The following is a 19,077-nucleotide window of genomic DNA, read 5'->3' on the forward strand; positions in this document are numbered from 1 at the left end:
GAAATGGGTGTTAGGCCGAGCGGCTTTCGCCGCACGACGAACGCGTTCTGCGCGCGCTTACATGCGCAGCTTCGCTTCCACATAGAACGTGCGGCCCGGATACGGGTGGTAGACGAAGTAGCGCGCGTCGAACAGGTTGTCGACGCCGACACCGATCTCGCTCAGCTTTGTCGGCCGGAAGGTGAACTTCGCATCCACCACGGTGTACGAACTGGTGCCGCCGAATACGTCCGGATTGGTGTCGGTATTGGTGAGCGTGTTGTACTGGCGGCCCGAATAGCGCGCGGCGAGCGTAAGGGCCGCGCGTTCGTCGAAGCGATAGGTCGCCGCGAGATTCGCGCGCCACAGCGGAATCCGGTAAAAGTACTTGCCGACCGTGGCCGGATTTTGCGCATTGGCGATGATCTTCGACTGCGTGTAGGCGACGCTGGCGATCAGATCGAGGCCATGCATGAACACGTCCTGTCCCGAGTAACTCGTTTCCACGCCGCGCGAGCGCACCTTGCCGATGTTCTGGAAGTTCGTCACGTTCGGAATCACGGTCGTATCGGTCTGGCTGAAGATCGTGTTCTTCACATCGTCCTGAAACAGCGAGAAGCGGAACACGCCATTCCAGTGTGCCCATTCCGCCGTCAGTTCTTTCGAGAGATCGTCCTCGGGCTTCAGATTCGGATTGTTGTTGACGATCGCCGAGCCATTGATTTGCCCCTGGAACAGTTCGCTGACGGTCGGGAAGCGATACGCCCGGCCGATCGACGCGCGCAGAATCAAATCGTCGGTCACATCGAACGAGAGCGACGCCTTCGGCGAAAAATGCTGCTGGCTCGCGTCGCTGAACGGCAACGCCTGGCCGGGCAGCGCTTGCGATCCGCCATACGCTTGCCAGTCTTCATAACGCACGCCATACACGAGCTTCCAGCGTGGCAGAAAACGCCATGCGTCCTGCGCGTACAGCGCCTGGGTTTGCGTCTTGCCGCGGAATGCATTGGCGAAGGTGATCGCTCCGCCATCGCGCCAGTTCAGCGTGTTGTAGCTCTCGTTATCGAGGAAGTAATTGTCGTAGTGATAGCCGAAGCTCAGCGCGTGATTCGCGAGACCGGCCTGTTTCGAGGCGGGCGTGTAGGTGCTGCGCAGATCGAGCGTTTTCCAGCCGGTGCCGTCGCCGAAAATCACCGTGCCGGGGCCGTTGCCCGGTGCCCCGGATGCGGCGGTGCGCGCCACGCTGTTGCTGACGTCGTAGTAGGACGCGACCGCTTCGGCGTTCCAGCCGCTGGCGTAGCGCGTTCGCAGCGACACGCCGTAGAGCCAGTTCTCGCTATAGCCGAGGCTCGGCGCGAGCGCGGCGGCGGGAATGTTGTACTCGTAGCCGCCAATCGCCACCTTGCCGCTATAAACGGGGTTGCCGTTCGCGTCGCGCAGGAAGGTGGAGGTCTGGCTGTTATAGGTCTGATGCCAGTAGCCGAGCGTGAAACCGGCCTGCAGCGTCGGCGTGAAGTCGTACTGCATCTTCAGCTTGAACTGGTCCTGAATCGTGTGCTCAATGCCTTCGCCGTTCACGCCGAGCACTGCCGTCGGCGCGTTGGTCTGGTTGTTGTACAGATACGCGCCGGTGACCGGCACGTCGCCGGCTTTCGCGGGCGTGCCGGATTTGGCGAGCGTGGCGAATTGCAGCGGCTGGCTGGTGTTGTCCAGATGATTCACGTCCAGCCGGTACGAGAACTTGCCGACCCGGTCGCCGATCGACGCGCTCGCTTCGTTGCCGTTGAAATTCTGATTCACGCCGAACAGGCTGAAATGCTGCGTGAACGCCTTGACGTCGGCGCTGGCTTCGAACTGCTTCGGCATGCGCGTGCTGATGAGCACCGTCGCGCCGAGCGAATTGCCCGGATAGAGCGCGGAATAGGGCCCGTAGATCACATCGACCTGCTGGATCTCGTCGGGCGACACCATCGACCAGCGCGGCGGAAACGAATAGTTGTTGCCGAGAAGATTGCTGAGCAGCAGGCCGTCGGCATAGACGAGACCGCGCGCGCTCTGCGAATTACTGGTGCCGCGCACCGCGATGATCGAGTTCAGATCGCCAATAAAGCGCTTGCGCACCGCGAGATTCGGCATGTACTTCAGCACGTCTTCGGTGTTGACCACATTCCAGTTGTCGAACTGATCGCGCGTGACGGTCTCGACCGAGGCGGGCAGATTCGGATCGACGGCGCGCGGCGCGGCCGCCGTATTCGCGCTGGCGGTGACATTGACGGCGGGCAGCGTGGCTTCGGCGATGACGGTATCGGCGCGGGCCGTTGTCGAAACGAAAGCAGGCATGAGGGCCGGCACGAAGGCGGGCACGAAGGCCGGAATGAAAGCCGGCAGACAGACCGGCAAGGACGGCAGCGGCAGGCGAGCGGAGATCAAGCCGCGTGCGCCGCGGCGGGCGCGAGCGGACAGGCTTCGCGGGGCGAAGTTGAACATGAACGTTTCCTTGATGCATTGAACAGACGACCGCGCGCGCCCTATACGGGTGCGACAAATGCGCGATCAGGACCGGCAGCGATCAGGAAACAGCGGGCGGGGCGCGAGGGCGTCCGGACGGAAACGCGCCGAGCGGCGTGAAGCGGGTGGAGAGTGTGGGCGCGGCGGTGCCGGCGAGCGTGAGTGCGGCTTGCGGTTCGACGGCGGCGACCGTCGGCATGGCGACGTGATGTTCGAGCAGATGGCAGTAGCCGCAGGCACCGAACGCGTCGTTATGGCTCAGTTGAACCGGTGCCGGCGTGGCGACGACGGACTGGCTGAGCTCGCCTAGTCCGCGCGGCTGAAGCGCCGAGCAGAGCGCGGCGATCGGCTCGCCCGCGCGGTTCGACACCAGCAGTTGACTTACGAGCGGCGCGAACACGACCAGACACATGGCGACGAGGCCAAGCCAGGCGGTCATGCGGTTGCGGGCGCGTAGAGTCATGAGATTGAAAGTTAAAAGCGGGGCGATTCTAGCACTGCGGCGCGAACTTTTCTCGCGTGATCCTGGTTATAGCGCGGGATTAGAGGGCCGAACACCGTTCATTTCCCGCCGTTACCCGGCCGCCGATTCGCTTAAGCTGCGTGGTAGATGTTGCGCATTCCGTCCGGCGCGGCGCTTTGCCGCGGCACGCAACCCACGATCGACCTGGCCGGCGCCGCGCCGGTCTCCATGCACCACGACTCATGACCACGACGCAGACGACCGATTCCTCGATCACCGACCTCAACCAGCAGGCCGTCGCGCTATGTTCGACCGGACAGTTCGCCGACGCATTGCAACGGGTTGCGCCGCTCCTTGAAAACGCAACGATATCCGCCGACGCCCGCGCCGACGCGTTGAATATCGCCGGCGCCTGTTCGTTCGCGCTGCGCAAGCTGGACGAGGCGGAAGACTACTGGCGCCGCTGTTTGCAGATCAAACCCGGCTACGTCGAGGTGTACGACAGCCTCGGCATGCTGCACAAATCGCTTGGGCGACTGTCGGCGGCCAAGGCGATGTACCGGCAACTGATCGTTCTGCGGCCGGACCGGGCCGACGCCCACCACAATCTCGGCATCGTGCTCTACGGACTCGGTTACAAGGACGAGGCGGAGGCGTCCTACCGTCAGGCAATTGAAATACGTCCGGATTATGCGGAGGCGCACTACAACCGCGCGATGGTGCTGCACGAATTGCGCCGTCTGCCCGAAGCCGAAGCGGCATATCGCGCGGCGCTACTGGGTCTACCCGAGCACGCAGAATCGCACAACAACCTCGGCAACGTGTTGATGGAACTGGGTCAACTGCCGGAAGCGGACGCGGCTTATCGTCAGGCGCTGACGATCCGGCCGCAGTATCCGGAAGCGTTGAACAACCTCGCCGGCGTGCTGAAAGCGACGAACCGGCTGGAAGAATCCGAACTGGCCTGCCGGCTCGCGCTCGCGATGCGCCCGGATTACGCGGAAGCGTATCTGAACCTCGGTGCCGTGCTGACCGATTTCACGCGCTTGCCCGAAGCCGAAGCGGCCTATCGAAGCGCGGTCGCAAGTCGTCCGGATTATGCCGAGGCGCACTACAACCTCGGTATCGTGCAGGCCAAGCTCGAGCGCTACGGCGACGCCGAGCGCTCATATCGCGAGGCGCTTCGCTGGCGGCCGGATATCGTGCAGGCGCACAACAATCTGGGCTGCGTGCTGCGTTTACTTGACCGCCTGCCCGAGGCGATCGAGGCCTTTACACAGGCCCTGGCGTTGTGCCCCGATCTGGCCGAGGCGCATTACAACCTCGCCGCGGCAGCGGCGCAACTCGGGCGGCTGGCGGAAGCCGAACGTGCTTATCGTCGCGCGCTCGCATTGAGTCCCGCTTACGGCGACGCCAAGTTCGGCCTCGCTGTGTTGCTGCTCAGCATGGGGCATTTCGAAGAGGGTTGGCAGCTTTACGAGTTCCGCTATTTTCAGCCGGGTTTCGTCCACTACAAGACGCGTGACATGCTGGGTTGTCCGCAGTGGGGCGGCGAAACGCTCGCCGATAAAACGCTGCTGGTCTGGCAGGAAGACGGCCTCGGCGACATGATTCAGTTCAGCCGCTATGTCGCGTTACTGAAGGCACAGGGAGCCAAACGGATCGAGTTCGCGTGCATGCCGGCGCTGCATCGGTTGATGGCTTCCGTCGACGGCATCGATGCGGTGGTCGACCATGACACGGCGTTGACGCGCGCCTCCGGTTACGACTGCTGGACGAGCCTGATGAGTGCGCCGCTGCATCTGCGTACGCTGATCGATACGATTCCGCGCCCTACGCGTTTGAGCGCGGAACCGGCGTGGGTCGAACGCTGGCAGCCGGCGTTGGATGCGCTGCCGGCCGGCCGCAAGATTGGTCTCGTGTGGAAGGGCAACGTGGCGCACCATAACGACGCGAATCGTTCGATTCCTTCGCTCGCGCTGCTAGCGCCACTCTGGACCGTGCCAGGCCTGAGCTTCGTGAGTCTGCAAAAAGGACAGGGCGAAGACGAAGCGCGCAACCCGCCCGCTGCGCAACCGTTGCTTCATCTCGGCTCGCAGCTCGACGATTTCGCGGACACCGCGGCCATCATCGAACAGCTCGATCTGGTGATTTGCGTGGACACGTCCACCGCGCATCTGGCTGCGTCGCTCGGTAAGCCGTGTTGGGTGATGCTGCCGGAAAAAGATATCGACTGGCGCTGGATGCACGAGCGCAGCGACTCGCCGTGGTATCCGCACACCGTGCGGCTATTCCGCCGCGCACCGAACGAAGATTGGTCGATGCCGATCGATCGGGTGCGTCAGGCATGCCTCGCGCGATTCAGCGCTGACGTGACGGTCGAAGCACCACACTGACGTGCGCTGACAACGTGAATCGGAAAACGCTCCTGTTGCGCTCGCAACGACCTGATCGCGCCGTCACGTAACCGGTGCCGCGCGTTTGCGCCGTGTCGGCTTACTCGCATGAAACCGGCTTTCGGTCGTCTCGATCGACTGACCGAGAAATTGCAGGAACATGCTCATCGCGACCGTGGTGGTCAAGTCCGCCCGTTGGTACAGACAACTGAACGATCTGGCGCCGGCGTCCGCCAGCGCCAGCCACGCGAGTTTGCGCTGTGCCACGTCTTCCGCGACATTCTCCGCGATCAGAAAGCCGATCCCCACACCGTCCGCGACGAGTCGACGCACCATCGACACCGAACTGGTCTCCACTAGCGGGCGCGCCTTGCGTTTCTCGCGATGGTCGATCTGATCCACCATTGCGCGCAACTCGGTATCGGGCGTCATCAGAATGAGCGGATAGTCGAGGCAATCGCGCAACCGCGGCCGCTTGTTCAGTTTGGTCAGCGGATGCCCCGGCGGCGTGACGAGCCCGAGATGCTGTGAAAACGCGCGCACTTCCACGACGCCGGGCGGCGGTTTGCGGCGCAGTCCGTAACCAATGTCGGCCTCGCCGGTTTCCACCCACTTCAAGATGCTTTCGCCATTGCCTGACCGCACGCTGTACGTGACGCCGGGATAGCTCTGCATCGCCGCCATGATCGCGTCAGGCACCAACTGTTCGGCCGACGAGGGGGACACCGCCAGGTTGATATGCCCGCGCCGCAACGAGCGCAAGTCTTCGACCTGAGTCATCGCATTGTCGAAATCGCGCTGCCCGCGCCGCACTGCCGCAATGATGATTTCGCCGGCCGTGGTGAGCTGCATGCCGCGCGGCAGGCGATCGAACAAGGGCGAGCCGACCTGTTCCTCCAGATTGAGGATTTGCTGGTGCACTGCGGCAGCGGTCAGGTGCAGCGATTCGGCCGCCTTGCGGATCGAACCGCGCCTGACTACCTCGTCGAAACAGCGGAATGTCTGCGATATTGGACGCATATTTACACCGTATGGTTTTTCCGTACAGGCCGTATAAAACAATCATGTTTTCCTGACGGATCGAATAGCCTAGATTTTGCTCCATCATCTTAACGGAGCGAATCGTGACCACCACTGTCGATCAAATTACCCAGCGGCGCCGCGGCGTCGGTCTTATCGCTCTAGACGCGGAACGCTCGGCCGGCGGGTATACGCTGATCGCGCCGCAGACGGCGGGCGGTCGCGTTTATCTCGTCGACATTCGCGGCGAAGTCGTGCACGAGTGGCAGATGCCGGTGCGTCCCGGCCGCCATGCGGTGATTCTGCCGAACGGCAATCTCGGCTACAACGGCAACCATGCGGATTCGGAAGACCGCTACGCGCCGTGGTCGATGTGGCACGGCGGCGATTTTTATGAAGTCACGCCGCAAGGCGAGGTGGTCTGGCGCTACGAAGATCCCGCGCATCATCACGACGCGCAGTGGCTGCCGAACGGCAACCTTCTGTATGCCGCATGCGAACGGGTGCCGGCAGGTTTCGCGGAGCGTGTGCCGGGCGGCACCGCGCACGGGCCCGACGAGCCGATGTACGCGGACGTGATCCGCGAGGTGAATCGTGCCGGTGAACTGGTGTGGGAATGGAAAGCGTCGGAACATCTGAATCCCAAGGACTTTCCGATCGCGGCGGGCTTTGGACGCTATCACTGGCCACTCGTCAACGGACTCGGCGTGAACGCAAAGGGCGAGGTGCTGATGAGTTTGCGCACCACGTCGGGGATCATTGCTGTGGACCGTGAAAGCGGCCGCGTCACGACGCACATTCCACCGAGCGTCGTGTCTCATCAGCATGCACCGGTGGCGCTCGATAACGGCAACATTCTCACGTTCGACAACGGCAATTTCCGCACGGGTGCGCATGTCGCGTTTTCGCGCGTGCTGGAGATCGATCCGTCGACCCGCGAAGTAGTGTGGTCGTACGCCGACGATATGGTCAACGCGTTCTACAGTGCGTTCATGGGCAACGCGCAGCGCCTTGCCAACGGCAACACGCACGTCACCGAATCCGCCACGGGGCGTCTGTTCGAAGTGACGCCGGCGGGCGAAGTGGTGTGGGAGTACGTGATTCCCTGGTTCGGCCAGTACCCGGACGAGGCCGCACGCAAGACGGGCCCCGGCCAGTTGAACAGCGTATTCCAGACGTTCCGCTATAGCCGCGAGCAACTGCCGTGGTTGCGCGCATGAACGTCGCGGGCGCTGTTGCGCCTGGTTGCGATTCGCCTCCCGGGGGTTATGTGAATTCTGATCCAGCCACACATGGCGTCGATACGCGGTTGCCCGCCTGGCAACTGGCGTTGTTCGGCCTGCAGCATGTTTTGTCGATGGCGGCCTCGCCCGTCACGGCGGTTTTTCTGGTGTCGAAGATGTTGTCGCTGCCGGGCGACATGACCGTGCATCTGATCGGCGCGACGTTTTTCGTGTGCGGCGCGGGTACGTTGCTGCAATCGCTGGGCGCGGGGTCGATCGGTGCACGCCTGCCGTTCGTCATGGTGCCGGGCGGCGCGCCGGCCATGTTGTTCGCGGTGATCGCCACGCAGACGGATTTGCGTACCGCCGCGGGCGCCGCGATCCTCACCAGTCTGTTCTACTGGCTCGTGTTGCCGGTGTTCGCGCGCTGCCTGCGATTCTTCCCACGCGTGGTGGTGGGCACGATGCTGGTGCTCGTGTCGGTCAGCCTCATCAAGATCTACGCGGGGATCGTGGTCGGACAACCGGGTACGCCGGGATTTGCACGGCCGCTGTCGCTCGGTCTCGCAATGCTCACGATCGTGGCGACGATTGCGGTGGCGCGGTTGTTCAAGGGCACCGTCGGGCGGCTGGCCGTGCTGCTGGGGCTCGTTGCCGGCACGCTGGCCAGCTGGCTGGCCGGGTTGATGCCCGCCGCCGGTCTGTGGGACGGGCCGCTGTTCACGCTGCCGGCGCTACTGCCGTTCGGCATGCCGCGCTTCGACGTAGTCGCCGCCTTGCCGATGCTGATTTTCAGTGCGATCTCGATGGCCGAGGCGACCGCGCAAACGGTGGCCGTCAGCGAGATCACCGGCAAGCCGATCGACATGCGCCGCGACGTGCCACGGACGATTCGCGGCGATGCGCTCGCGTCATTAGTGGGCTCGTTGCTCGGCACGTCGCTCATCATCACCAGCGCGGAGAATATCGGAGTCGTGCAGACCACCGGCGTACGTTCGCGCTACGTAACCGCCACGGCCGGCGCGATGTTGATGGTGGTCGCCCTATTTGCGCCGCTGGGCCGGCTGGCTTACGCGATTCCCGCGCCGGTGGTGGGCGGGACGGCGCTGATCGTGTTCGCGATGATCGGCGTGATGGGCATCAATCTGCTCGGCAAGGTCGATCTGCACGCGCGTGGCAATCAATACACGCTGGCGGCGGCGCTCGTGGTGGGCCTGATCCCGATTCTGGTGCCGAACGTGTATGCGTCGTTTCCGGGCCCGGTGCAGATCGTTCTCGGTAATGGCATGGCGGCGGGCACGCTCACGGCGATCGTGGTCAATCTCGTATTCGGGGCATGGCGTCTCGCGCCGGCGAAAAAAGTCCAACCCACCTAACTCACGTGAAAGCGGGCGTCGACGCCCACGCAGTTTGCAACTCGCCGTTCGCCTTTCTCATTCCAACGCTTCACCCCACACCTCATGAAAACCAAATTCGCTTTTCACGCGACGGCGTTCGCGTGCTCGGCTGCGCTCGGCGTTTCTTCAACGGCGCAGGCGCAGAGCAGTGTCACGCTGTATGGCAGTCTCGACGCCGGTCTCGGCTATGTGAGCAATCTGCATGGCGCAAAGGCTTATATCGCCGAACAGGGCACGTTACAGGCGGATCGCTTCGGCCTCCAGGGCGTCGAGGATATCGGCGCGGGGCGCACGGTGCTATTCAGGCTCGAAAGCGGTTTCGTCACGACGACCGGCGCGTCCGCCAGCAGCAGTACCTTTTTCAATCGGCAGGCGTATGTCGGCCTGGCCGATCCGGTATTCGGCACGATGACGTTGGGCCGACAGACGGACTGGAATTTCGAATGGCTTGGCTCCGTCTCGACGGGGCAATTGCTCGGCGACTTCTCCGCGTTTCATCCCGGCAATCTCGATGGTCTCGGCAGTACGTTGCCCGTGCAACTATCGAATACCGTGAAATGGAAGAGCGCGAACTTTCACGGACTGTCGCTCGGTGCGATGTATGGATTTGCCGGTGCCGCGGCGAGCAATACCAATGGGCGCACCATCAGTTTCGGTGCGAACTACACGAACGGGCCGGTCAAACTGGTGGCGGTTTATTCCGAGTATCGCGACCGTTTACTACCGCTTTCCACCGGACTCGGGCTGACGTCGTTCGAAGGCCAGACGATTGCGCCGGGCGCGACCTTCAACGCGAAACAGGTGCGCGATATGGGCATGGGCGGATCGTACCGGTTCGAGCGCGTGACCGTGCATGCGCTCGCCACCGACTTGAGGATCGAATCGGCCGGTGGCGTTGAGCACTTTCGCAGCGTGGATGGCGGCGCGAATCTGCGTTTGACGCCCGCCGAAGAAGTGTCGGCGGGGGCATGGACCGCGACGCTTGCCGGGCGTCGCTGGACGCAATTCACCGTGGCGAATGTCTACTCCCTGTCCAAGACGACCCAGCTCTACGCCGACCTGATGTTCGAGACCGCGGGTGGCGGGGCGGTGGCGGACACGATCGGCATTGGCGCGGCCTCAGGCGGACGACAGACGGTGTTCCTTAGCGGAATTCATCACCTGTTTTGAGCATTACGCTTCAGTTACCTGCAAGTGGTACAGCCCCCACGGCGACAACTCGAAGCGATCCTTGAGCGGCTTGTTCGACAGTTCGGCGATGTTGTCGGCGTCGTAAATGGCCCACAGCGGACCTACGCCACCCAGGGGCAGCGGCTTTCCATCCATTTGGGTGGCGACGATGAAGCGATACGCGCGTACTTTGTCGAGCGTGGTCATCACGGCGTAGCCGTCTACCGCGTGCATCAGGATTTGGGTGCTGCCTGCACTCGGTGCGCCGACGTGTTCGAGTACATCGGTTAAGAGCGGGCCGCTCAATGCGTGCTGGTGGGAATCGTATTCGGTGGTGGGTTTGATCGTCACCGCCGGCATGGCGGCGAGCGAGGCAAAGTCCACGCCGTACGCTTCCGGGAACTTCACCTGGTGCTTTGCGAGCAATTGATCGAATGCCGGATCGAGCGCGCCGCGATTGTGGCGCTTGATCGAACCGCTGATGGTCAGCACCACGGGCGACGCATGACAGGCTTCGTGACGGGCGGGTTTGGCGGCGAATGCGGGCGCTGCCGTGGCGCTTAATACGGCAGCGCGGGTTAGGAACTGGCGTTTGTTCATTGCGTGGACTCCCTGCTTTGGGTTGGAGGGCGACGTGTACGGCTTACTGGTCGCATGCTCTATTGTCGGGGAATAAGCGCTGTCTGTGCGATGCGTGTTTTTCATGCCGAGCATATCGAATTTCTATTACATGCGAGGTAATTGGCGAGCGTTCCGCTCAGGCCTAATCTTCGGTGGTCGCGCCGTTCACCCTGAACCGCGTTCACTATCGAGGACACATCATGTCGACGTTTCAAGTTCATACCCTTAGCTCCGCGCCGGAACAATCGCGGCCGGTGTTGCAGCAGCTTCAGCAGACCTTCGGCTTTATCCCGAACATCGCGGGCGCCATGGCTGAATCGCCCGTGCTGATCGGCGCGTTCATCAACCTGTTTCAGAAGGTGCATTCCGGTACGTTCACGGAAGCGCAGATCCAGACGCTGCTCTTGACGAATGCAGTGACCAACGCATGTTCGTGGGCGGTTGCGTTTCATACGGCGCTGGCGCTGCACGAAGGGCTCACGCCTGACGACGTCGAAGCAATTCGCGCCGGCCGTGCGCCTGCGGATCGTCGACATGCCGCACTTTCCACGCTCGCGAAGACCGCAATCGAAAAGCGCGGCCATCTCGACGAGCAGCACGTGAGCGCATTTCTCGAAGCAGATTTTAGTCGCGATCAAGTGCTCGAACTGCTGGCGGTGACGGCGGCATCGACGATCACGAACTACGTGGGCAGTATTACGCAGCCGCCGCTGGAATCTCAATTCCAGGTTCACGCATGGCATGCCTGAGTCCCCTCAGGAAAAAGCCGGTGGGCGATGCGTAGTATGCTGACCGGCAAGGTTCGGTCGATCGGTTGACGTGGAAAGATTGCGTGCGTCAACCGATCACCGAACCGCTTCCGTATGTATTGACCGGTGGATAAGAGCACGATGAACCCTCCGAACCCCAGCAAAAGAGCACCGCCGAATGATCTCGGCGTGTTGTTGCGTCACTGGCGCGATATGCGCGGCATCAGCCAGTTGGACCTTTCCTTCAATGCGGGCGTCTCGCAGCGTCATATCAGCTTTATCGAAAGCGGGCGGAGTGTGCCGAGCCGGCAGATGCTGATGGATATCGCGCAGACGCTCGACATCCCCTTGCGCGAACGCAACACGCTGCTGCTGGCGGCCGGCTATGCGCCGATGTATGCCGACAGCGCCTGGAATGCGCGGGAAATGCACGGCGTCACGAAGGCGCTCGACCGTATGCTGCGGCAGCATGAACCGTTTCCCGCTATCGTCATGGACCGTTACTGGAATGTGCTGATGACGAACGAGTCCGCGCCGCGTTTTTTCAATTGCTTTATCGACATGGCGGCGCGCAAGGAGCCGCGCAACATGCTGCATCTGATTTTCGACCCCGAGGGCATGCGGCCGTTCGTGTCCGATTGGAAAGCAGTGGCGGATAGTTTGATTCAACGCGTGTATCGAGAATCGGTCGGGCGAGTGATCGACGACAGGACGCGAGAATTGCTGGATGCATTGCGTGCGTATCCCGAAGTGGAAGCGACGTTGCAACCTGGCGACGCGCAAAAAACTGAGTCTGCCTCCATGCCGGTGATACCCATGGGCTTCATCAAAGACGGCCGCGTGATGAACTATTTTTCGATGGTCACGAGCGTCGGCACGCCGCAAACCATCGCGGCGCAGGAACTACGGATTGAATGCATGTTCCCTGCGGACGACGAGACCGAAGTGCTTCACCTGCAAATGCTCGACAAGAAAACGAAAGCACGGGCGTAATCGCGCCAAACCGCGATCGCCTCAATCCACCACCGGCCGCCGCAACCGCTCCTGCACCGCAGCGACACATTCGAGCGCAGCAGGCAGCACCGGATTTACCGATTCGCTGCTATAAAACAACTGCACCGTCTCCAGAAACCTTGCACCCGGCATCGTGAGAATCGCGAGCCCGGCGCGGCTCGCACGCTTGCGTGCAACCGCTAACGGCATCAACGCAAGAAACGGGTAACTCGCGAGCATCGCCTCGTTGGTTTGCAACGAGATGGATTGCACGCAACCATCTGGAAACGCGAGTCCAGATTCGCCGAGCCAACTTTGCAACGCGAGGAACGTAGGCGCTTCTTTAGGCGGCAGAATCCACGGCAACCCGGCGAGATCTTCCGGTGTGACAGTCCTTCGATTCGCCAGCGGATGATCGCGGCCACATACCACGACGATCGGATCGTCCATGATGATGTGAGATGCGAATTCGGTTTTGCCGAATCCCACCGGCTCGGTGCGGCTCAACACGAAATCCAGCGATCCGTTCGCGAGCAATGGAAACAGCCGGTCGCTGGTCGCTTCCTGCAACGCGACATTCACATGCGGTGCGCGCCTTTTCAACTCGAGAATCAACTCCGGCGCGAACACCGGCAGTACCGTCGCCACCGCGCCCACGGAAATCTTCCCGGATATGCCGCTGGTCAGCGCATCCACTTCATAGCGCGCCTGTTCGAGCTGATGAAACACCTCCCTTGCGCGCCGGGTGAGTGTTTCGCCGACGACGGTCAGCTGAAGCCGGTTGCCGACTCGCGTCATGACCGACACGCCGAGTCCGGCCTCCAGTTCGGCGAGCTGCTTGGAGATGGCCGGTTGCGTCACATTCAGCTTCTCTGCAACGAGCCGGATCTGCCCAAGGCTGTCGAATAGCGTGAGCAACCGCAGATGATTCAGCTTCAATCCAGCCTGAAAAAATCGCTCGATCGGGTCCACGGCGCTCCTCCTGGCGAATAACTGATGGTTATGCGCTTTCGACAAAATGTCAATTGCTTGTCATGCGCTGACGGACCATGATTAAGCTCAGGAGACAGCCGCATTCATAGCGCGCCCGGACATCCCCACCATGAAAGCCACGAACGTATTGTTCATTTTGTCGGACGAGCATCAGCACGACCTGATGGGATGCGCCGGCCATCCGTTCATTCACACGCCGAATCTGGACGCACTCGCCGCGCGCGGCACGCGTTTCGGCAACGCCTATACGCCGTCGCCGATTTGCGTGCCGGCCCGCGCGAGTCTCGCAACGGGCCGGTACGTGCACGACATTCGCTGCTGGGACAACGCGATTGCGTACGACGGCAGCACGCCCGGCTGGGCACAGTACCTGACGCACGACGGCATGGTCGCGGATTCGATCGGCAAGCTGCACTACAGGAACGAGGCGGCGCCGGTCGGTTTTCGTCAACAGCTGCATGCGGTACATATTCTCGATGGCATCGGTCAGGTGTGGGGCTCCGTGCGCAATCCGTTGCTGCGGACCATGGGACGTTCGCCGCTTTACGACAAGATCGGCCCGGGCCTGTCGAACTACAACCGCTTCGACATGCGGGTCGCCGATGCGGCGGTCGACTGGCTCGGCGAGCCGCGCGACGATACGAAGCCTTGGGTGCTATTCGCGGGACTCGTTGCACCGCATTTCCCGCTGATCGTGCCGCAGGAATATCTCGATCTCTACGATCCCGCCAGTATTGAATTGCCGCCGTTGCAGCCGTCGAGCGGCTATGTCCGGCATCCGTGGGTCGAGCGTCAGGCGATTCACATGGATCACGACGCCGCTATCGGCACCGACGAGCGCCGCCGCCTCGCAATGGCCTGTTATTTCGGCCTGGTTACGTTCCTCGACGCGCAGGTCGGCAAGATTCTCGCGGCGCTCAAGGGCAACGGTCTCGACGAGTCGACCACGATCATCTACAGCAGCGATCACGGCGATAACCTCGGCAAGCGCGGCATGTGGAACAAATGCCTGATGTACCGCGAGTCGACCGGCGTGCCGATGATCGTTGCGGGCGCAGGCATTCCGCGCGGCAAGGTGTGCGAAACGCCGGTGTCGTTGATCGACATTCAGAACACGATTCTTGAGCGCACCGGATGCATGGCGCCCGCTAACGCGAGCCCAGGCGAGTCGCTCGCGAAACTCGCCAACGCACCGGCTCGACCCGACCGGCTGGCGTTCAGCGAGTACCACGCGGTCGGCTCGGAAACAGCCGCCTACATGCTGGCGAATGCCGACTACAAGTACCACCATTACGTCGGCTTGCGGCCCGAGTTGTTCGATCTGCGCCGCGATCCGCAAGAATTGCACGATCTCGCAGGACTGCCGGAGTACGCGCCGGTGCTGGCTTCGTTCGAGAAGCATTTGCGCGAACTGCTTGATCCCGAAGGGGTGGACAGGCTCGCGAAAGCCGATCAGGATCGGCTGATTCAGGCCTTCGGTGGCCGTGAAGCCGCTTTGCAAACCGGCACGCCCGCCGCGACGCCCGTGCCCGTGGCGTGATTCGCGGCCGGACCGCCGCTTGAACACAACAAAATAATTGGCAGGAGACAACCCGATGGCCTCGGCAGACCTGGCAGCGGCGGCGCATGAGCCCGCGCGCCAAACCCGTTGGAAGACAGTCATTCTCGCGAGCCTCGGAGGATCGCTGGAAATCTACGACTTCATCATTTACGGTGTGTTTGCCCGCGAAATCTCGCGGCAGTTCTTTCCGGCCGCCGATCCGATCGCATCGTTAATCAGCACGTTCGGTGTGTTCGCCATCGGTTATGTGTCGCGGCCGCTTGGCGGCATCGTGCTCAGCAGTCTCGGCGATCGCTTCGGCCGCCGGCTGGTTTTTCTGGTCTCCGTGCTCGCGATGTCGGCCTCCACGATCGGCATCGGCCTGATTCCCGGGTATGCATCGATCGGCGTGATGGCGCCGGTTCTGCTGATTCTGCTGCGGCTCGCGCAAGGCTTCTTCCTCGCCGGTGAATTGCCGTGTTCGATTACGTATGTGGTGGAAGAGATTCCGCAGCGGGCGAGCCTCGTTAGCGGACTCGTGATCTTCTGTTTGAACTCGGGCGTGCTGACGGCCACGCTGATCAGCCTCGCGCTGCATGCGGGCTTGAGCGCCGAGTCCGTGCTGGCGTTCGGCTGGCGGATCGCGTTTATCTTCGGCGGGGTGATTGGGCTCGTCTCTTACTGGTTGCGCACGTCGCTCGAAGAGTCGACGGAATTTCAGCGGCTGCGCAGTCATAAGGTCAAGCGGCCGTTCCGGATCGTGCTCAGCGAGTATCCGAAGCAGGTGGCCGTGGGCGTCGGCGTGGCGGGCATCGTCAACGCGTCGAACAGTTTGCTGTTCGTGGTGCTGCCTTCGTACATGACGGCCGTGCTGCACGTTTCGCCGAGTCTCGCGAGCGCCGGGCAGAACATCGGGATCGCGACCATGTCCGCGTCGTTGCTGTTCTTCGCGTGGCTCGGCGATCGGCTGCCGTCGCGCCATTGGCACCGGATTGGCTCGGTCCTCATGCTGGCCGGCAGCTATCCGTTCTATCGCCTGATCGCCGCGCATCAGATCGATCCGGTGGCGGCGTTCGTGGTGATCGGCTTCGTCGGCGGTCTGGTCAACGGGTCGTATGCGTACCTGCTGGCGGATCTGTTTCCCACGCCCGTACGTTTCAGTGGCATTGCGTTATCACTAAATCTTGCTACAGTGATTTTTACGGGCATTACGCCGCTGGTCGTGACGCAGTTGTTGCACAAGACTGGCTCGGCGGCGGCGCCCGGATTGTTTCTGACCGGCGTCGCGGTGATTGCGCTCGTCGCTGGCTTGGGATTGAAGCGTTTCGGCGGCCAGCTCGGGCGCGTCGCAGAACAAGGCTGATTGTTGGATGACACGGCACATAGACTATATGACGGACTTACAGCAGGCACTCGTTGAACAACTGGGCGATCAATGCGTGTCGCTAGACCCGGGCGTGCTGGACGCGCATGCGGGCGACTGGAGCGATACGGAAAAACGGCGGCCGCCGCTCGTGCTGACGCCACGCGCGCCCGACGAAGTGGCGCGCGCGCTCGGCGTGCTGTCGGCGCTGCGGCAGAAAGTCGTCGTGCAGGGCGGCTTGACCGGCCTTGCGGGCGGCGCGACGCCGCGGGACGGCGAGGTCGCGATGTCGCTCGCGAAAATGAATGCGATCGAAGAGTTCGACCACGTTGGCGGCACGATCACCGTGCAGGCCGGAGTCGCGCTGGAGCAGTTGCAGACCCACGTCGAAGCGCAAGGGTGGTTCTTTCCGCTCGATCTCGGCGCGCGTGGCTCGTGTCAGATCGGCGGCAATGCGGCCACCAATGCGGGCGGCAATCGCGTGGTGCGATTCGGGGTAATGCGCGATCTGATTCTCGGCATGGAAGTGGCGCTCGCGGACGGCACCGTGTTGACGATGATGAACAAGGTCACCAAGAACACCACGGGCATCGATTTGAAGCAGTTGTTCATCGGCTCGGAAGGGATTCTCGGCGTGATTACGCGCCTCGTGCTGAAACTCGAACCGAAGCCGACGGTCGCGAATACCGCACTCTGTGCGCTCGGTTCGTTCGATGCCGCGACGCGTTTGCTGAAAGAACTGCGCCGCCGTTTGCCGGCGTTGTCGTCGTTCGAATTGATGTGGGACGACTTCATGTCCGCGGCGATGGACATAGGCGGACTCAAAGCGCCGTTCGCCACACGTTCACCCGTGTATGTGCTTGTCGAAACGCTGGGCGGCTCGGAAGAGAGCGAGCGCAAGGCGCTCGAAGAGGTACTGGAATACGCGCTGGAAAACGAAATCGTGGATGACGTGATCGTCGCGCAATCGCTCGATCACGCGCGGCAACTGTGGGCGTATCGGGAGACCGTGGGCGAATTGCTGAGCCGTCTGAAACCTCACGCCGCGTTCGACGTGGGCTTGCCGATGATCGAAATGGACGGCTTCGTCACGGCGATCAAACAAGCTTTGACGTCGCGTTTCCCCGAGCAGACGCATTTGTTCTTCGGCCATCTCGGCGATGGCAATCTGCATCTGCTATCAGGTCCGTATGCGAACGCGGCCGACATGCACAAAGTCGAAACACTCGTCTACGAGCAAGTGCAAAAAGCCAATGGATGCATTTCCGCCGAACACGGTATCGGCGTGGTCAAGCAGGAGTTTTTGCATCTGAGCCGCTCGACGGCGGAGACCGATCTGATGCGCAAACTTAAAACCCTGCTCGACCCGTGCGGCATTCTGAACGACGCACGCGTGATCGCGCCGGACAACTCGCACGGCGGCGCTCAATCCACCACGCTGGCGCCGCACTGAACGATTAGAACTTGTGGCGCAAACCGATGCTGACAATCGCCTGCGACTGGGTCGACGACGAGTGGCTATTGCCCTTGTCGCTGACCGATGCGGTGGCGGCGACCGGATTGCCCAGCGCGTCCAGCGTGCCGCCGGACGCGTGCTGATAGCCGCCCATCAGATAGACCGTCGAGCGCTTCGACAGGTTGACTTGCGCGCCGAGCGTGACGTTGTGATATTGCGCGCGCTCATCCACGCCGTCCACCTCGCCGCCGCGCGTGTAGCTGTAGCCCGCGAACAGTTGCACGGCCGGTCGGATCGTCCATTGACCGAACACGCCCGCAATGTTGAAGGTCGCGTGACCCTTGAACAGCGAGTCGGCGCCTGAACGATATTGCACGTTGCTGTAGTTCACGCCGACGAGCGCCGGGCCGAAATCGTACGTCGCGCCGGTCGCGATGATCTGCTGCGATTGCGCGCTCGCGTAGCCTTCGTTGATCGAGGAATTGAACAGACCGTCGTCGGTGCCGTTCCATTTGCCGTAGGTGCTGTCTTTCGGGCCGCTCTTGCTGTTGTCCGAACGTTCATAACCCACGCCCACGTGCAGGGGTCCGTTCGCATAGCCGGCGCCCACGCTCCACGTGTTCTGCTGCTTCAGGCTGCCCGGTTGACCGCCGAATCCATATAACGCGCCGAACGTGAAGCCCGCGTAATTCGCGCTCGTGTACTTGATCGAGTTGTTGACGCGTGCGGTCTGATCGAGATCGTCGATGTCGCCGGGATGCGCGCCGTAGCCGCCGTCCAGCGCGACCGGTGCAACGGGCGCCACGAAGTCGTTCAACGAGGTGTACTGACGGCCCAGCGTGATCGTGCCGTATTGCTGGTTGCCGATCCCCACGTACGCCTGACGGCCGAACAATCCGCCGTTCTGGCCGGTCTTGCCGTTCGTGATGTCGAAACCGTCCTCCAACTGGAACAGCGCTTTCCAGCCACCGCCCAGATCGTCTTGACCCTTGACGCCCCAGCGGCTGCCGGACAGGTTGCCGCTCGTCGCCGCGAGGTTCGAATGGCCACTGTAGTTGCCGGTCGTGCCGGTGCGTTCACTGCTGCGATACGAGATACCCGCATCGACGATGCCGTACAGCGTCACGGAACTCTGCGCGGACGCAATGCCGGCGAAAGACAACATCAGAGGGGCGGCAATCCATTGCTTTTTCATCGTGGTAATAG

At 62.2% G+C, this 19,077-nt stretch carries 15 protein-coding genes; 9 read left to right on the top strand and 6 right to left on the bottom strand.

Going from position 1 to position 19,077, the window contains the following annotated elements; all coding sequences use genetic code 11:
• Nucleotides 1–57 precede the first annotated feature (57 nt).
• Nucleotides 58–2,466, bottom strand: coding sequence for a TonB-dependent receptor (locus tag B0G83_RS03880; RefSeq protein WP_105506072.1), 2,409 nt, complete (start codon nt 2,464–2,466; stop codon nt 58–60).
• A gap of 82 nt (nt 2,467–2,548) precedes the next feature.
• Nucleotides 2,549–2,950 (bottom strand): DUF2946 domain-containing protein, encoded by a 402-nt coding sequence (locus B0G83_RS03885; protein ID WP_105506073.1) that lies wholly within the window; start codon nt 2,948–2,950, stop codon nt 2,549–2,551.
• 242 nt (nt 2,951–3,192) lie between these two features.
• Between B0G83_RS03885 and B0G83_RS03890 the strand changes: the two genes are divergently transcribed.
• Nucleotides 3,193–5,346, top strand: a complete 2,154-nt coding sequence (locus tag B0G83_RS03890; RefSeq protein WP_105506074.1) for a tetratricopeptide repeat protein — start codon at nt 3,193–3,195, stop codon at nt 5,344–5,346.
• A 63-nt stretch (nt 5,347–5,409) separates the two neighbouring features.
• Here the strand turns inward: B0G83_RS03890 and B0G83_RS03895 are convergent, their stop codons facing one another.
• Nucleotides 5,410–6,366 carry a LysR family transcriptional regulator gene (locus B0G83_RS03895; RefSeq protein WP_105506075.1) on the bottom strand — a complete coding sequence of 319 codons (957 nt, stop codon included), beginning with the start codon at nt 6,364–6,366 and terminating at the stop codon, nt 5,410–5,412.
• A 104-nt stretch (nt 6,367–6,470) separates the two neighbouring features.
• On the opposite strand from B0G83_RS03895, the gene B0G83_RS03900 reads away from it, so the two are divergent.
• The 3 genes from B0G83_RS03900 to B0G83_RS03910 all read left to right on the top strand — a co-directional run bounded on the left by B0G83_RS03900 (nt 6,471) and on the right by B0G83_RS03910 (nt 10,156).
• Nucleotides 6,471–7,586 (top strand): aryl-sulfate sulfotransferase, encoded by a 1,116-nt coding sequence (locus tag B0G83_RS03900; RefSeq protein WP_105506076.1) that lies wholly within the window; start codon nt 6,471–6,473, stop codon nt 7,584–7,586.
• Nucleotides 7,587–7,636: 50 nt separating this feature from the next.
• On the top strand, nt 7,637–8,965 hold the full coding sequence (locus tag B0G83_RS03905; protein WP_105506077.1) for a uracil-xanthine permease family protein: 1,329 nt from the start codon (nt 7,637–7,639) through the stop codon (nt 8,963–8,965).
• An 84-nt stretch (nt 8,966–9,049) separates the two neighbouring features.
• Complete coding sequence (locus tag B0G83_RS03910; RefSeq protein WP_105506078.1) at nt 9,050–10,156, top strand: porin; 1,107 nt, start codon at nt 9,050–9,052, stop codon at nt 10,154–10,156.
• Nucleotides 10,157–10,159: 3 nt separating this feature from the next.
• Here B0G83_RS03910 and B0G83_RS03915 read toward each other — a convergent pair whose 3' ends face one another.
• Entirely contained in the window at nt 10,160–10,756 is a 597-nt protein-coding gene (locus tag B0G83_RS03915) for a molybdopterin-dependent oxidoreductase (RefSeq protein ID WP_105506079.1), read from the bottom strand.
• Nucleotides 10,757–10,977: 221 nt separating this feature from the next.
• Here B0G83_RS03915 and B0G83_RS03920 point away from each other — a divergent pair, with 221 nt between their 5' ends.
• Complete coding sequence (locus tag B0G83_RS03920) at nt 10,978–11,526, top strand: carboxymuconolactone decarboxylase family protein (RefSeq protein ID WP_105506080.1); 549 nt, start codon at nt 10,978–10,980, stop codon at nt 11,524–11,526.
• Nucleotides 11,527–11,667: 141 nt separating this feature from the next.
• Nucleotides 11,668–12,519 carry a helix-turn-helix domain-containing protein gene (locus tag B0G83_RS03925; protein ID WP_105506081.1) on the top strand — a complete coding sequence of 284 codons (852 nt, stop codon included), beginning with the start codon at nt 11,668–11,670 and terminating at the stop codon, nt 12,517–12,519.
• A 21-nt stretch (nt 12,520–12,540) separates the two neighbouring features.
• On the opposite strand, the gene B0G83_RS03930 is transcribed toward B0G83_RS03925, so the two are convergent.
• Nucleotides 12,541–13,491, bottom strand: coding sequence for a LysR family transcriptional regulator (locus B0G83_RS03930; RefSeq protein ID WP_105506082.1), 951 nt, complete (start codon nt 13,489–13,491; stop codon nt 12,541–12,543).
• A 130-nt stretch (nt 13,492–13,621) separates the two neighbouring features.
• Between B0G83_RS03930 and B0G83_RS03935 the strand changes: the two genes are divergently transcribed.
• Genes B0G83_RS03935 through B0G83_RS03945 form a run of 3 tightly spaced genes read left to right on the top strand, consistent with a single transcriptional unit; the run spans nt 13,622 to nt 17,868 of the window.
• The gene (locus tag B0G83_RS03935; RefSeq protein ID WP_105506083.1) at nt 13,622–15,052 is read left to right on the top strand and encodes a sulfatase-like hydrolase/transferase; all 1,431 of its coding nucleotides are present in this window, start codon (nt 13,622–13,624) and stop codon (nt 15,050–15,052) included.
• Nucleotides 15,053–15,107: 55 nt separating this feature from the next.
• Complete coding sequence (locus B0G83_RS03940) at nt 15,108–16,415, top strand: MFS transporter (RefSeq protein ID WP_105506084.1); 1,308 nt, start codon at nt 15,108–15,110, stop codon at nt 16,413–16,415.
• Nucleotides 16,416–16,443: 28 nt separating this feature from the next.
• Nucleotides 16,444–17,868, top strand: a complete 1,425-nt coding sequence (locus B0G83_RS03945) for an FAD-binding oxidoreductase (protein WP_105506085.1) — start codon at nt 16,444–16,446, stop codon at nt 17,866–17,868.
• A 4-nt stretch (nt 17,869–17,872) separates the two neighbouring features.
• Here B0G83_RS03945 and B0G83_RS03950 read toward each other — a convergent pair whose 3' ends face one another.
• Complete coding sequence (locus B0G83_RS03950) at nt 17,873–19,066, bottom strand: porin (protein WP_105506086.1); 1,194 nt, start codon at nt 19,064–19,066, stop codon at nt 17,873–17,875.
• Nucleotides 19,067–19,077 lie beyond the last annotated feature (11 nt).

It is taken from the genome of Paraburkholderia sp. BL21I4N1 (assembly GCF_002973525.1).
Taxonomy (GTDB): domain Bacteria; phylum Pseudomonadota; class Gammaproteobacteria; order Burkholderiales; family Burkholderiaceae; genus Paraburkholderia.

Excerpts from the sequence above, each read along its gene's own strand:
- B0G83_RS03915 (WP_105506079.1), bottom strand. The coding sequence starts at position 10,756 with ATGAACAAACGCCAGTTCCTAACCCGCGCTGCCGTATTAAGCGCCACG.
- B0G83_RS03890 (WP_105506074.1), top strand. The coding sequence starts at position 3,193 with ATGACCACGACGCAGACGACCGATTCCTCGATCACCGACCTCAACCAG.
- B0G83_RS03945 (WP_105506085.1), top strand. The coding sequence starts at position 16,444 with ATGACGGACTTACAGCAGGCACTCGTTGAACAACTGGGCGATCAATGC.
- B0G83_RS03920 (WP_105506080.1), top strand. The coding sequence starts at position 10,978 with ATGTCGACGTTTCAAGTTCATACCCTTAGCTCCGCGCCGGAACAATCG.
- B0G83_RS03940 (WP_105506084.1), top strand. The coding sequence starts at position 15,108 with ATGGCCTCGGCAGACCTGGCAGCGGCGGCGCATGAGCCCGCGCGCCAA.
- B0G83_RS03910 (WP_105506078.1), top strand. The coding sequence starts at position 9,050 with ATGAAAACCAAATTCGCTTTTCACGCGACGGCGTTCGCGTGCTCGGCT.
- B0G83_RS03950 (WP_105506086.1), bottom strand. The coding sequence starts at position 19,066 with ATGAAAAAGCAATGGATTGCCGCCCCTCTGATGTTGTCTTTCGCCGGC.
- B0G83_RS03935 (WP_105506083.1), top strand. The coding sequence starts at position 13,622 with ATGAAAGCCACGAACGTATTGTTCATTTTGTCGGACGAGCATCAGCAC.
- B0G83_RS03895 (WP_105506075.1), bottom strand. The coding sequence starts at position 6,366 with ATGCGTCCAATATCGCAGACATTCCGCTGTTTCGACGAGGTAGTCAGG.
- B0G83_RS03880 (WP_105506072.1), bottom strand. The coding sequence starts at position 2,466 with ATGTTCAACTTCGCCCCGCGAAGCCTGTCCGCTCGCGCCCGCCGCGGC.
- B0G83_RS03925 (WP_105506081.1), top strand. The coding sequence starts at position 11,668 with ATGAACCCTCCGAACCCCAGCAAAAGAGCACCGCCGAATGATCTCGGC.
- B0G83_RS03885 (WP_105506073.1), bottom strand. The coding sequence starts at position 2,950 with ATGACTCTACGCGCCCGCAACCGCATGACCGCCTGGCTTGGCCTCGTC.